Annotated in this window: 12 protein-coding genes; 2 read left to right on the top strand and 10 right to left on the bottom strand. The window is 60.9% G+C overall.

The window, feature by feature from the left end; all coding sequences use genetic code 11:
• The first annotated feature begins 183 nt into the window (after positions 1 to 183).
• Complete coding sequence (locus QWJ46_RS04775) at positions 184 to 498, top strand: DUF982 domain-containing protein (RefSeq protein WP_184456103.1); 315 nt, start codon at positions 184 to 186, stop codon at positions 496 to 498.
• An 80-nt stretch (positions 499 to 578) separates the two neighbouring features.
• Here QWJ46_RS04775 and QWJ46_RS04770 read toward each other — a convergent pair whose 3' ends face one another.
• The gene (locus QWJ46_RS04770) at positions 579 to 1,910 is read right to left on the bottom strand and encodes an epoxide hydrolase family protein (RefSeq protein WP_302749308.1); all 1,332 of its coding nucleotides are present in this window, start codon (positions 1,908 to 1,910) and stop codon (positions 579 to 581) included.
• A 244-nt stretch (positions 1,911 to 2,154) separates the two neighbouring features.
• Here QWJ46_RS04770 and ligD (QWJ46_RS04765) point away from each other — a divergent pair, with 244 nt between their 5' ends.
• A complete protein-coding gene (ligD, locus tag QWJ46_RS04765; protein ID WP_302749306.1) occupies positions 2,155 to 4,800 on the top strand; it encodes a DNA ligase D in 2,646 nt (881 codons plus the stop codon).
• A 30-nt stretch (positions 4,801 to 4,830) separates the two neighbouring features.
• Here the strand turns inward: ligD (QWJ46_RS04765) and ligD (QWJ46_RS04760) are convergent, their stop codons facing one another.
• From ligD (QWJ46_RS04760) to QWJ46_RS04720, 9 genes are all read right to left on the bottom strand, one after another.
• Complete coding sequence (ligD, locus tag QWJ46_RS04760; protein WP_302749305.1) at positions 4,831 to 5,883, bottom strand: non-homologous end-joining DNA ligase; 1,053 nt, start codon at positions 5,881 to 5,883, stop codon at positions 4,831 to 4,833.
• Between the two features lie 3 nt (positions 5,884 to 5,886).
• Entirely contained in the window at positions 5,887 to 6,705 is an 819-nt protein-coding gene (locus QWJ46_RS04755) for a Ku protein (RefSeq protein WP_302749304.1), read from the bottom strand.
• A gap of 12 nt (positions 6,706 to 6,717) precedes the next feature.
• The gene (locus QWJ46_RS04750; protein WP_302749302.1) at positions 6,718 to 7,617 is read right to left on the bottom strand and encodes a Ku protein; all 900 of its coding nucleotides are present in this window, start codon (positions 7,615 to 7,617) and stop codon (positions 6,718 to 6,720) included.
• A gap of 217 nt (positions 7,618 to 7,834) precedes the next feature.
• The gene (locus QWJ46_RS04745; RefSeq protein ID WP_302749301.1) at positions 7,835 to 8,893 is read right to left on the bottom strand and encodes an ABC transporter ATP-binding protein; all 1,059 of its coding nucleotides are present in this window, start codon (positions 8,891 to 8,893) and stop codon (positions 7,835 to 7,837) included.
• 5 nt (positions 8,894 to 8,898) lie between these two features.
• Complete coding sequence (locus tag QWJ46_RS04740; protein WP_011428101.1) at positions 8,899 to 9,729, bottom strand: carbohydrate ABC transporter permease; 831 nt, start codon at positions 9,727 to 9,729, stop codon at positions 8,899 to 8,901.
• A gap of 4 nt (positions 9,730 to 9,733) precedes the next feature.
• Positions 9,734 to 10,669: a carbohydrate ABC transporter permease gene (locus tag QWJ46_RS04735; protein ID WP_302749298.1), complete on the bottom strand. Its 936-nt coding sequence runs from the start codon at positions 10,667 to 10,669 to the stop codon at positions 9,734 to 9,736.
• 198 nt (positions 10,670 to 10,867) lie between these two features.
• Positions 10,868 to 12,127, bottom strand: coding sequence for a sugar ABC transporter substrate-binding protein (locus tag QWJ46_RS04730; RefSeq protein WP_302749297.1), 1,260 nt, complete (start codon positions 12,125 to 12,127; stop codon positions 10,868 to 10,870).
• Between the two features lie 35 nt (positions 12,128 to 12,162).
• Entirely contained in the window at positions 12,163 to 13,335 is a 1,173-nt protein-coding gene (locus QWJ46_RS04725) for a PLP-dependent transferase (protein ID WP_302749295.1), read from the bottom strand.
• Positions 13,332 to 14,054: a FadR/GntR family transcriptional regulator gene (locus QWJ46_RS04720; protein WP_302749293.1), complete on the bottom strand. Its 723-nt coding sequence runs from the start codon at positions 14,052 to 14,054 to the stop codon at positions 13,332 to 13,334. The genes QWJ46_RS04725 and QWJ46_RS04720 overlap by 4 nt, the downstream gene beginning before the upstream one ends.
• Positions 14,055 to 14,115: the final 61 nt, after the last annotated feature.

Below are 14,115 nucleotides of genomic sequence, written 5' to 3'. Positions count from 1 at the left end.
CGTGCCGAGCTGTCGCAACCTTCGCCGCACGAGATTCAGGGTCTCTCACATCCGACATTGGCACGCGGAATTGGGTGCGGCAGGCGGCGCCCGCAGGCGCGATTGATCGCAGTGGTCTTGAACAACCGGAAGCCATTTCCAATATTTTTGAGGGATCAAGCTGGCATCGAACGGAGGAAGAAAATGCCGCTGAATGATGTGCTCTGGACTCGTCCAGTGACGGTCCGGCTGCAGTGCGGCCTGGAACGAACTTTTACGGGCGTCTATGACGCCTTGGATTTCCTTGAGAATGAATGGCCATTGGGCCACGGGGAGCGCCACCAACGCGCCGTCAAGACCTGTCGCGGCGCCCTCAATCGGGTGATCGCGCCGTTGATTGCACGGGAGGCTTTCATGGCCGCTTGCATCGAAGCCGGCATGCCGGCAGTCGTGGCTCCCTGGCAGGTGCAGACCACCAGCCGCCCGGTGCGACCGACGCGTGTCGCTGCACTCCGCTAAAGGCGAAGCCCCCGGGGTCATCGGACGTTGAGATAACGTAGCGCGGCCCCGAGGGGAGCCGCGCCGGGACAAAAGCCGAGTTAGCGAACGGATTTGAACGCAGCCCGCAATTCTTCCGCAAACAATTGAGGCTGCTCCCAGGCAGCAAAATGTCCGCCCCGCTCCACCTGATGGTAGTAGACGAGGGAAGGATAAGCCTGTCGGCTCCAGCTCTCCGGCGCCTTGTAGATTTCTTTCGGAAAAACGCTGATGCCGACAGGGATCTTGATTTCCTTCGTCTTCTGCGTCTCCGAGCTGAAGTTGTTGTTGTTGTTTTCCCAGTAAAAGCGCGAAGACGACGCGCCGGTATTGGTCAACCAGTAGAGCGTGATGTCGTTCAGCATTTCATCTCTGGTCAGAACGCGTTCCGGAACACCGTCACTGTCACTCCATTGTACAAATTTTTCATAGATCCACGACGCCAAACCGGACGGGGAATCCGAGAGCGAGTAACCGATCGTCTGAGGGCGCGTTACCATCATGGCGCCGTAGGCGGCATTCCGGCCGAAAAAGGCGCTGAGAGAATCGTAAGCGCCTTTTTCCGCCGTGGACAGTCCGGCAGGGGCCGCGTCGCCACTGTTGATCCCCCGCATGAGATCGCCCGGGACGGTCGCCGGCATATTCAGATGGATCGCCAGCAAGCCTTGCGGGGCTTGCCGTGCCAAGGCATCTGAGATCACCGAGCCGTGGTCGCCACCCTGCGAAACATAGCGCGTGTAACCCAGGCGCTTCACCAGCACGTCCCAGGCGCGGGCAACACGGTCAGGTCCCCATCCCTGATCTGTCGGCCGACCGGAAAAGCCGTAACCCGGAATCGAAGGAATAATCACGTCGAAGGCATCTTCCGGTTTGCCACTATAGGCCGTCGGATCGGTCAGAGGCCCGATGGTCTTGATGAACTCGAAGATCGAGCCCGGCCAGCCATGCGTCAGGATGACCGGAAGAGCATTCGGATGGCGAGAGCGGACGTGAATGAACTGAATGTCGACGCCGTCGATCGTCGTGACGAACTGCGGCAGAGAATTCAGCTGTTCTTCGGCTTTGCGCCAGTCGTAATCGGCCCCCCAATAGCGGACAAGGTCCTGGACGCGCGCCAGCTGGATGCCTTGCGAAATGTCCCCGACAGTCTCCTTATCGGGCCAACGTGTCTCTGCTATACGTCGCTTGAGATCATCAAGCTGGCTCTGGTCGACGTGGATGCGGAAAGGGCGGATACTCTCATCCGACGCTGGTCTTGTTTGGGCGGTCGTTACGCCTGCTTCTTCTGCGCGTGCGGACTGCACGTAAGACACCGTTATCAGCGCTCCGACAGCGAGGGCGATCGCGCGCCCAAGCAGCGGGCGCGACTTGGAAACCTCGGGAATAGCGGTCATTGGATAGCCTCCTTCGCTTGGCGTTCTGCGACTTTCTCGCGATCGGAGTGCTAGGCGGTCGATGTATCACATATGTTTCCGGCCAATGCCTGTTTTGTTACAGAATGTAGCTTCGCGCTCATCAGGTACGCGATCATACAAATGGTGACAGTTGCTGTCGCGCCAACTCAAACGGGAACGCTGGCGGCGGCTGGAACAACGATCACTGCTATTTCGTTTGAGGACCGAACGTCCGGGAACAGCCATGGCCAGCGACAAGCTATCGAGCTACCGATCGAAACGCGATTTTCAGAAGACCGCTGAGCCGAGCGGTGAGCGGGGCATCAAAAAGAGCAACCGCCGCCGCTTTGTCATTCAGAAGCACGATGCAACACGTCTGCACTACGACCTGCGGCTCGAGCTCGACGGCGTGTTCAAGAGCTGGGCTGTCACTAAAGGTCCGTCGCTCGATCCGCACGATAAGCGCCTTGCCGTCGAGGTCGAAGATCATCCGCTCGATTATGGCGACTTCGAAGGCACGATTCCGAAAGGCCAGTATGGCGGCGGCACGGTCATGCTGTGGGATCGCGGCTATTGGGAGCCGGAGGGGAGGAAGAGCCCGGAAGAGGCGCTTCGCAAGGGCGATTTCAAGTTCACCCTCGAAGGCGAGCGCCTGCACGGGAGCTTCGTGCTGGTGCGCATGCGCAACGATCGCGAGCGCAGCGCGCGTACCAACTGGCTGTTGATCAAGCATCATGACGAGTTCTCCGTCGAGGAGAACGGTGCTTCGATTCTGGAAGAAAACGTCACCTCAGTGGCCTCAGGCCGCAGCATGGACATGATCGCAGCCGGCAAGGGGCGCAAGCCGAAACCCTTTATGGTGGAAGGCGGCAAGATCGAGGCTGACGCCGTCTGGGACAGCAATCACGGACTGGCCGCCGAGGAGCGGCAGGAGGCGAGAGGCGGAAAGCGCGCCGGCATCGCAACGGCGGTTGATCTTCCGGATTTCATCGCGCCGCAGCTTTGCGAGAAACTGGAGCGGCCACCCGGCGGGACCAGCTGGATCCACGAGATCAAATTTGATGGATACCGCATTCAGATGCGCGTGCTCGACGGCGAAGCGACGCTGAAAACCAGGAAAGCTCTCGACTGGACGGCCAAGTACCCCGAAATCGCCGAAGCGGCGTCAACGCTTCCAGACTGCATTATCGACGGCGAGATCTGCGCTCTCGACGAGCATGGTGCGCCTGATTTCGCCGCGCTGCAGGCGGCGCTGTCGGAGGGCAAGACCGGCGACCTCGTCTACTTCGCCTTCGACCTGCTCTATGACGGCGGCGAGGATCTCCGCTCCAAGCCCCTCGTCGAGCGCAAGACGCGGTTGCAGGAGCTGCTCGCGGCGGCCGGCAGCGATCCTCGCATCCGCTACGTCGAGCATTTTACAGGCGGAGGTGACGCCGTGCTCAGGTCGGCATGTAAGCTATCCCTGGAAGGCATCGTTTCAAAACAGGCAGATGCCCCCTATCGGTCCGGTCGAACGGAAAGCTGGGCGAAGTCGAAATGCCGGGCGGGGCACGAGGTGGTCATCGGCGCCTATGCCAAGACCAACGGCAAGTTTCGTTCCCTTCTCGTCGGCGTTTTCAGCGACGATCATTTTGTCTATGTCGGCCGTGTCGGGACCGGCTACGGCGCCAAGAAAGTCGAAACGCTGCTTCCGAAACTGAAGGCGCTGGAGACGACGAAGTCGCCGTTCACCGGTATCGGCGCTCCGAAGAAGCAGGCTGAGGTGGTGTGGGTCAAGCCCGAGCTTGTCGCCGAGATCGAATTCGAGGGCTGGACAGCCGACGGTCTCGTCCGGCAGGCGGCCTTCAAGGGCTTGCGTGAAGACAAGCCGGCCAAGGAAGTCGAGGCGGAGCGACCGCTAAGATCCACAAAAGCCGAGGTTGCCGAGCCAGCACCGGGGGCCACACCAAAAACTACGCGCCGCAAGGGTCAGAAGGCCGACGTCATGGGTGTGCTGATTTCAAGCCCGGACAAGCCATTGTGGCCGGATGCCAATGATGGTGAGCCGGTAACAAAGGAAGAATTGGGCCGCTATTACGAGGCGGTCGGCGACTGGATGATTGACCACATCAAGGGCAGACCCTGCTCTATCATCCGCGCCCCGGATGGAGTTGGTGGCGAGCAGTTCTTCCAGCGTCACGCGATGCCGGGGCAATCCAACCTGCTCGAACTAGTCAAGGTGTTCGGCGACAAGAAGCCATATCTGCAGATTGATCGCATCGAAGGGCTTGCCGCGGTCGCCCAGATAGCGGCGCTCGAGCTCCATCCGTGGAACTGCGAACCCGGCCAGCCGGAAGTGCCTGGCCGCCTGGTATTCGATCTCGATCCCGGGCCCGACGTTCCTTTTTCCACGGTTGTTGCCGCCGCCCGCGAAATGCGCGATCGTCTGGAAGACCTCGGATTGATCAGCTTCTGCAAGACGACCGGCGGCAAGGGCTTGCATGTCGTGACCCCGCTTGCAGTCAACAAACGAAAACCGTTGTCATGGCCGGAGGCAAAGGGCTTCGCGCACGACGTATGCCAGCAGATGGCCCGGAACAACCCCGATCTCTACCTGATCAAGATGACCAAGAGCCTGCGGGGCGGTCGCATTTTCCTCGATTACCTGCGCAATGATCGCATGGCGACGGCCGTGGCGCCGCTCTCCCCTCGAGCCCGTCCAGGGGCGACCGTGTCAATGCCTCTGACGTGGACGCAGGTGAAATCAGGCCTCGACCCTAAAAGGTTCACGATCCGAACCGTGCCTGCTTTGCTTTCAAAGTCGGCCGCCTGGAAGGATTATTGCGAGGGACAGCGTCCCTTGGAGCAGGCGATCAAGAGGCTCGGCCGCACCGGCAAGCATGCCGCCTGACACGGCTGATCGCCCGCGGCACTCATCTGATTACGGTGCATCAGTCATATCGAAGATGGCGGCGTTATCCTGGATCTCGCGGAGGCCCTTGTATGAGGGGTGGCGGAGGCTGCCCTCACGCGTCCAGCCGCGAAACTCGATTTCGGCAATCAAGGTCGGCTGGGAAAAGACGAGGCGCTTTCCTTTCAGCGGCACGGCAGGTTTTTTCGTCTGGAGGCGGTTCAACGTCTTGCGCAAATATTCCGCCTCGCTTCGGTTGAAGCCTGTGCCGACGGATCCGACGTAGATCCAGTCGTGGCCCTTTCGACCCGCAAGCAAAAGACTGCCGAGTCCGCCGCGGTTGCTGGCGGATTCCTCGTAACCGACGATCATGAAACTGTCGCTCTGAACGCACTTGATCTTCTGCCAGTCCCCCAGACGGCCACTCCGGTAAGGGCTGTCCCTGCGTTTGGCGATCACGCCTTCGAGGCCAAGATGGCAGGCGTGCTCAAGCAGTTCCTCGCCACCGAGATCCAGTTCTTCGGAGAACCGAACGGCTCCGTCGCTGGTCTCAGGGACCAGATCTTCCAGGAGATGACGGCGTACCGACAGCTCAGTGCGCGTCAAGTTGTGACCATCCAGGTATAACAGATCGAAAGCGCAGAAGATGGATTCCGTCGAGATCCGCTTGCCGCCCCTGCCGCCGAGCGAGCGCTGCAAGGCTCCGAAGTCGGAGCGCCCCTCTTCATCGAGGACGACGGCTTCTCCGTCGAGAATGCAGCTCGACACACCGAGCTCTTTTGCCCCTGCGGCGATCGTCGGAAATCGGTGGGTCCAGTCATGGCCCCCGCGGGTGAGAATGCGAATACCCTTCGGCTCGATGTGGAGCGCCAATCGGTAGCCGTCCCACTTCACCTCGTAAAGCCAATCCGGCCCTTGCGGCACCGTCTGCTTCAGCAAGGCCAGGCATGGCTCCACCCTCGACGGCATTGGATCGAACGGCAGGTTTGGCTGGTCGGGATCACGCCGACGGAGAGGTCGTGATTGTATGGAGGAATTCGAGTCGCGAAGAAGCGGAGCGGAGGGGCCGCGTGGTCTGGTCATCGCTCAATGCCTGTCGGGTCGGTTCTCGGCATCGACGGATTTACGCAGGGCGTCCATGATGTTGATGACGTTGCTGGGCACCGGCTCCGCCTTCTCCTTGCCCTTGGATTTTGCTCTGACGGGCTTCTTCATTTGTTTCTTCTTGGCCTCGATGATGTCGAGCAGCCTATCCTGCACCGGGTCGGAGACCATCTTCGGGTTCCAGTGCTGCGTCTGCTTCTTGATGAGCTGCTGGACCAGCGGTATCATCTCACTGTCCGCCGGTTGATCGTCCACCCGCTCGAAATAGCTCTCCGCGTCGCGCACCTCGTCCCCGTAACGCAGGGTCCAAAGGACGATGCCCTTGCCGCGTGGCTCCAGCATGACGGCGCGCTCGCGGCGCGCAATCACCAGCCGCGAAATGCCGACCATGTCCTCAGCCGCCATCGCATCGCGGATCACCGAGAACGCTTCCTGGCCGACCGGATCGTCCGGTGAAAGATAGTAGGGCGTGTCGAGCCAGATCCATTCGACACTGTTGCGCGGCGTAAAGACTTCAATATCGATCGTCTTGGTGCTTTCAAGCGCCACGTTCTCCAACTCCTCGTCTTCAAGCAAGACATATTCGTTCTCACCGCGCTGATAGGCTTTTACTTCGTCTTCATCTTTCACGTCCTTGCCGGTGACGGCGTCGACATAGTGGCTGACGACGCGGTTCTGGGTGGCGCGATTGAGCGTGTGAAAACGCACCTTCTCATTTTCGGACGTGGCCGGCATCATCTGCACCGGACAAGTGACGAGCGACAGTTTGAGGTAACCTTTCCAGTAAGGCCGGATCGCCATGGAAACCTCCGATCACCCGGCGCGGCGCTGGCGCGCGCCGCCCGGGCTGCTTGATTTCGGCGCCGATGCACGCGCGGCTTTCTGCCTGCCTTTGCCGGCATTGGCATTTGCAGCGGTGCGCTTCGTCTTGGCCGGCGCCGCCATGCCGGCGCTTTCGCGCAGCGCCTGTAGCAGGTCGCTCGGTTTGGGAGCCGGCGGCGTCTTTTTCTTCGGAAGAGTGCGGCCTTCGAGCTTGGCCTTCACCAGTTCGGCGACGGCCGCTTCGTAACGGTCCTCGAACTGCTTCGGATCGAACTCGCCCTTCTTGGTGTTGATGATGTGCTTGGCAAGCTCCAGCATCTCGCCTTCGATCTTGAGATCCGGCATCTCCTCGAAAGCCTTCTCGGAGGAGCGAACCTCATAATCGAAGTTCAAGGTGGAGCCGACCAGCCCTTTGCCATGGGGGCGGATGAGGAGCGTTCGCAGGCGGCGGAACAGCACGGTACGGGCGATGGCCGCGACCTTGGCCTTCTTCATGCCGTCCCTCAGGAGTTTGAAAGCGTCGCTGCCCATCGTGTCGGGCGCCAGATAATAAGGCTTGTCGAAATAGACGTCGTCGACCTCGTCAAAAGGAATAAAGGCCTCCACCTTCAGCGTCTTGTCGCTCTCGGGAATGGCGGCCGCGACCTCCTCGGGCTCGAGCACGACATAGCGGCCGTCCTCGATCTCAAAACCCTTGACCTGGTCCTCGCGTTCGACCGGATCGCCAGTCTCGCCGTCCACGAATTCCCGGCGGACGCGGTTGCCGGTCTTCCTGTTCAGGGTGTGAAACGCGATCCGCTCGGATGTGGAGGCGGCGGTGTAAAGCGCAACGGGGAAAGCCACCTCCCCGAACTTGATAAAACCTTTCCAATTCGCTCTCGGGGCAACCATTTCGCACGCGCTCCTGCCGCAACCAGTGCGAGTCAACCGAATCACTTTACGATTGGTTCCGAATCAAAACGAATCAAATTTCAATAGCTTAGTCAGAATGATTCACGCGTTTTCCGAGTCTCGTTCATCCCCTTGAATCTGATCGATCTTTTTCTATCCAGGTGCTTTTTACCGTGGCAACAACCAACAGATAGGGACACCTGAGGAGCTCGGCTGCTCAATCGATGCGTTGACCCTCGCCGTCGAACACATGCAGATATTGGGGCGGGAAGGCGACGTTGACCTTCGGCCCCGCCTTCAACGCTTCGCGGTCAAGAGTGAAGATCTTGAACGGCAGGCCATGGAGGGCGAGGTGCAGGATAATGCCGAAGCCGGTGGGTTCGACGAGTTCCACGTCGGTGGCAAGCCCGCTCCCGTCGTTCGTGATCAGCACATGCTCCGGCCGAATGCCGAGCGTCATCTTCGTGCCGTCTGCAAGCGGCAGCGGCTTTGCCAGCGGCACGATCGTTCCATCCTTCAGCTTGACGCCGCCCGCGGTGTAGCTGGCCTCGAGGAAATTCATTCCGGGCGAGCCGATGAAACCGGCGACGAAGAGATTGGCGGGGCGGTCGTAGAGTTCCAGCGGACTGCCGACCTGCTGCACCACGCCGCCATGCATGGCGACGATCCGGTCCGCCAGCGTCATCGCCTCGATCTGGTCGTGGGTGACGTAGATCGAGGTTGCCTTCAACTCGCCATGCAGCTTCTTGATTTCGGCACGCATCTGTTCGCGCAGCCGCGCGTCGAGATTGGACAGTGGTTCGTCGAACAGGAAGGCCTTCGGCTGGCGCACGATGGCGCGGCCCATGGCGACGCGCTGGCGCTGACCGCCGGAGAGCGCCTTCGGCCGCCGTTCGAGCAGCGGATCGAGACCGAGCTTGGCGGCAGCCGCCGCCACTGCACTGGTGATCTTTTCCTTCGCCGTTTTCCGCAGCCTCAGGCTGTAGCTCATATTGCCGGCGACATTCATATGCGGATAGAGCGCATAGGACTGGAACACCATGGCGATGTCGCGGTCCTTGGGATGCAGCTCGTTCACCCTGGCGCCGGCAATACGGATCTCACCTGATGTGACTTCCTCCAGCCCGGCAATCATCCGCAACAGCGTTGACTTGCCGCAGCCGGAGGGACCAACGAGCACGACGAATTCGCCATCCCTGATGTCGAGGTCGACGCCGTGCAGCACCTGCACGTGGCCATAGGCTTTGCGGATATTCTGGATATCGATCGATGCCATTCTGTTTAACCTTTGACCGCGCCGGCCGTCAGGCCCTGGACGAGATAACGCTGGATGAGCAGGAAGAAGAGGCCGGCCGGAATGAGCGCCATGACGCCCGCCGCCATCATCTGCCCGAAATCCACCGAGAATTTCGAAACGAAGGTGAGAAGTCCGACAGGGAAGGTCGCGGCGTCATTGCCGTTGATCAGCATCAGCGCAAACAGCAGTTCGCTCCAGGCGGCGGTGAAGACGAAGCCGAGCGTCGCGGCGATACCGGGCAGCGTCAGCGGCAGGATGATCTGGCGAAACGCGGTGAATTGCGTCGCCCCATCGATCATTGCCGCCTCTTCGAGATCCTTGGGAATGCCGTCGAAGAAGGACTGCATCAGAAAGGTGGCGAAGGGCACGTTGAAGGCGGTGTAGACGATGACGAGGCCGGTCAGGCTGTTGGTCAGATGCAAGGGCGACAGGATCTTGAAGATCGGCGCCACCAGCATGACGAGCGGGAACATCTGGGTCAGCAGCATCAGCGCGACGATCCAGTATTTCGCCCGGAAATTGAAGCGCGACAACGCATAGCCCGAGAGCGAGGCGCAGATCGTCACCGTCACCGCCGTCGAAGCCGAGACGATCAGGCTGTTCTTGAAGAAGGTCGGGAAGGCGCTGTGCTGCAGCACGAAGGCATAATGATCCCAGCTCGTGCGCGACGGCCACATCCGCACGCCCTCGGTATAGAGCAGGTCGTTCGGCGTCACCGAGACCTTGAGCAGCCAGAATAGCGGGAAGAGCGCGAAGGCGATGTAGCAGAGGATCGCCAGGCGATGCGCGATGGTGGGAAGGATTGATCGTCTCATGGTCTCAATCCTTGTTCAGCAGCGTCTGCCGCAGCAGGATGATCAGCATCGAATAGGCCAGCAGCAGCGCGAGCAGCACCAGCGCGATCGCCGAGGCATAACCGAAATCGAGCCGCTTGAACGCCGTGGTGAAGATGTAGCTCGCGACGATCTGCGTGCGGTCGGCCGGCCCGCCATTGGTCATGACGACGATGAGATCGGCGAAATTGGAAATCCAGACGGTGCGCAAGAGCACGGTGATGGCGATCGTCGGCGCCAGGAACGGCAGGGTGATCGAGCGGAAACGCTGGAACCAGCCGGCACCGTCGATCGAGGCGGCCTCGTAGAGATCGCGCGGAATCGCCTGCAAGGCGGCAAGCAGGGTGATGGCAAAGAACGGAATGCCCCACCAGACATTGGCGACGATCGGCCCCCACATCGCATGATCGGGATCGGAGAGGATATTGCCCGGCTCATGCATCAGCCCCAGCGCGAAAAGCCAGTGCGGGATCGGCCCGATGACCGGGTTGAACAGCCAGGCCCAGTTGAGACCGGCGAGAAAGGACGGCACCGCCCAGGGCAGGAAGACCAGCGCCTGCGCGATCGCCCGGCCCGGGAAAGGCTTGTCGAGCAATAGCGCCAGGATCAGCCCGAAGGCGAATTGCAAGACGACGGAGGCGCCGGTCCACCAAAGCGTGTTCCTCAGCGCGCCGTAAAACGCCGCGTCGCTCGACAACTCGCGGAAATGTTCGAGCCCGATGAAGCCGCCGGAAAAGGGATTGAGCAGCTGGATATCGCGGAAGGCATAGGACAGCCCGAGTGTCAGCGGCACCAGCATCACCGCGATGATCAGGATCAGCGACGGCGCGCTGTAAAGATAGGGCTCCGAAGCATCGGCAAGGCGACGCAGCCACGGCCTGCGGTCGCGTCGCATGTCGAGCATATCGGCGGAAATGGTCATCGGATTGCGGTTTCCATTGTCTTACCCGGTTGGGAATTCATGGGCGGCGATGGAGCCCCCTCATCCGCCTGCCGGCACCTTCTCCCCGCTGGGGAGAAGAGGATATGCCGCAACGTCTCCGTTCCCTTCTCCCCTCGGGGAGAAGGTGGCCCGTAGGGTCGGATGAGGGGGCTCCCAGCTCAGAGCCCCCTTATTTCGCTACTTCTTGCTCAGAAACTTCTGCTGCGCCTTGGTCAGATAATCCGCCCACTGATCGGCCAGATCCTTCGCCGAGATGTCTCCAAGCAAAGCCTGCTGCGAGGTCTTGATCGCCAGCGAATCCTTGAAGAAGGCGAACTCTTCCAGATAGGTCGGCATGACGGTCGGCACCGTGTTCGGGTCCGCCAGTTCCTCGAACCAGCCCTTGAACTGATCGCCGGCATAGAAGGGATCCTTTTCGGCCGCGGTATATGCCGGCAGCGCGCCGATGCGCTTGTTCCACTCGATATTGCCTTCCGGCCCTTCGAGGGTGGCGATCAGCTTCCAGGAAAGATCCTTGTTGGCGCTCGTCGAAAACATCGACCAGCCACCATAACCGATGGTCGGGAAGGACTTGCCGTCAGGCCCCTTCGGCAGCGGCGCGACACCGAAATCCTCCTTCTTCATGCGCTCGGCGATGGCGATCAGCGCATCCGGATCCTGGTCGAGGAAGGCGCAGGTGCCGGAATAGAAGCCGGCGACGACTTCGTTGAAGCCCCAGTTGACGCTGTCCTTCGGCGCATAGCCCTTCTTGTAGAGATCGACCATCCATTCGATGCCCTTGGCCCAGCCGGGGCTGTTCATTGTCGAGGTGCCGTCCTCCTTGAAGTACGTGTTGTCGCCGGCCATCGTGGCGGCGAAGATCATCCAGCCGTTCAGGCCGCCCGGTCCGCCGCGCATGCAGTAGCCGTATTTGCCGGGAAGCTTGGAGACCTTTTCGGAGGCGGCGGTGAACTCGTCCAGCGTCTTCGGCGGCGCGGCGACGCCGGCCTCCGAGAGCAGCTTCTTGTTGTAGAACATCGCCCTCAAATAGAAGCCGTAGGGCAGCATATAGGCGGTGTCCTTGACGTCGCGGCCGAGTTCGAGCGCGCGCGGCGTCAGTTCCTTGGTGTGCTCCCACTTTTCGAGATAGGGCTCGAGGCTTTCGAGCATGCCGTTATTGGCATAGAGCGACAGCCAGGTATCGGGCATCTCCATCACGTCGGGCACGTCGCCGGCCGAGACCATGGTGGCGAATTTCTGGAAGGCTTCGTTCCAGGGCAGCGAGATGATATCGACCTTGGTGCCGGGATTGGCGGCTTCGAACTTGCCGACAATCGACTTCAGCGTTTCGGTGCGCTCCGGGCTGGTGATGACTTCGACAAGCTTGAGCGTCGTGTCGGCAAAGGCCGTGCCCGCCATCATCGAAGCAAAGAGCGTTGAGATTATTAGTTTTTTCATGGCTCAGTTCCCCCTTGTTAGGTTTCTCTCAGGTTTCAGGATTGTGAGGCGGCGGCGAGCGCCTCCTCGATGTCCCTCCACAGCGCCTCGGTTCCTTCGAGGCCGACATGGAGGCGTACGGATCGCGCGTGGATGCCGAAGGTTTGCGCGGAATTCGGCTGTGCCTTCTGCTGCAGCACCACCTCGCCCGGTACGATCAGGCTTTCATGCCCACCCCAGCTTACACCCAGTTTGAACAGCTTGAGATGGTCGGCGAAGGTGCGGATATCGACGCCGTCGCGGAAGATGAACGAGAACAGCCCCGAGGTGCCGTTGAGCCCGGCGGGCAGGCGGTTGGCGAGGCCTGGATGACAGACCGCCTCGACCACCTCGAGCTTCTGCAGGCGCCTGGCGATTTCAAGGGCGGAGGCCTCATGCGCCTTCATCCGCAGCGGCAGCGTGCGCAGACCGCGGATCAACAGCCAGGCGTCGAACGGCGAAAGCTTGCCGCCGAGATAGGGATAGGCCTCGGCCTTGATGCGCGCGATCATTTCCTTCGAGCCGGCGACGACGCCAGCCACCACATCGCTGTGGCCGCCGATATATTTCGAGGCGGAATGGATGACGAGATCGACGCCGAGCGTCAGCGGCCGCTGGAAGAACGGGCTCGCCCAGCTGTTGTCGATCATCGAGACGACGCCGTGCCGCTTGGCGAGCGCGGCCAGCGCACCGACATCGTGCGCCTCCATCACCCAGCTCGTCGGGCTTTCCAGGTACAAGACTTTGGCGCCGTGCAGCGCCCTGGCAACCGCTTCCTCGTCGCGCCCGTCGACATAAGTCACCTCGATCTTCATCCGCTTCAGGATGGTGCCGAACAGACGGAAAGCATCGGGATAGACATGCTTGACGGCGACGATGCGGTCGCCTGGCTCGACGAAACTCAGCACTGCCGATGAGATCGCCGCCATGCCGCTCGCAAAACCCAGCGCATCCTCGGCGCCTTCGAGCTTGGCCAGCATTTCCTCGAAGGCGCGCACCGTCGGGTTCAGCCCGCGCGTATAGGTCGGCCGCACCTTCTCGCCGCGATAGACGGTGATCATCTCGTCGTAATCGGAAAAGGTGAAAAGCGAGGTCTGGAAGATCGGCGGCACGACGGCGTCGGCGAAGTTGCCGTCGTCATGGGCGGTGATGAGGGAAGCAAGATCGAACGGGTCTGCGCCGTTGCTCATTTGGACATTTCCTTGATGTCTTCCTCAACGATATCGAGAATTTTCAATGTCTCAGCGCGCGCCGCCTCCGGATCGCGGGCAGCGATCGCGTCGAAAAGCGTGCGGTGAAAGGGAAAGGACCGGCGGGCGAAATCCTGCCGGTCGAACGGATGCTCCCAGAAGCGCTCGAAGGTTTCGCGCATCTGCTCGAGAAGCTGGCGAAACAGCGGATTGTGGGTGGCGTCGTAGACGGCGAGATGGAAGGCCAGATCCTCAGGCCCGGATGTGCCCTTCTCCAGATGCACCCGCTCCATCTCGTTGAGCTTCTCCTCGATCACGACGAGGTCCTTTGCGGTGCGCCGCCGGGCCGCAACCATGCCCGCCTCGCATTCGATGCCGCGGCGAACCTCCAGCGTCTGCAGCAGCGCATCGCGCAGATGCGCCGCGTCGAAGGACAGCGGCATATGGATCGTTGCCCGGGACACCGGCTTCAAAAGATAGGTGCCGCTACCCTTGCGCGTCTCGATGACGCCGAGCGCCTGAAAATGCCGGATCGCCTCACGAATGGTCGAACGTCCGACGGCAAGAGCCGACATCAGCTCCCGCTCGGCCGGCAGCCGGTCGCCCGCCTGCAACCGCGCCTCCTCGACATAATCCGCCAGCGCATCGGTCACCTGACGCGCGCGGTCCATGACCGGAAGCGGCCGGATCACCGGCCTGTCGCTGCGATTTGCCTTCATGGTTCCCCATTTTTTCTATCAGGCAGTCAGGCTCTAAAATTGGTCTGACATCTTAGCATTT

The organism is Rhizobium sp. CBN3 (assembly GCF_030518245.1).
Lineage (GTDB): Bacteria > Pseudomonadota > Alphaproteobacteria > Rhizobiales > Rhizobiaceae > Rhizobium > Rhizobium aethiopicum_A.
Note: the sequence above shows the minus strand (reverse complement) of the source record. Positions and strands in the feature narration are given on the sequence as shown.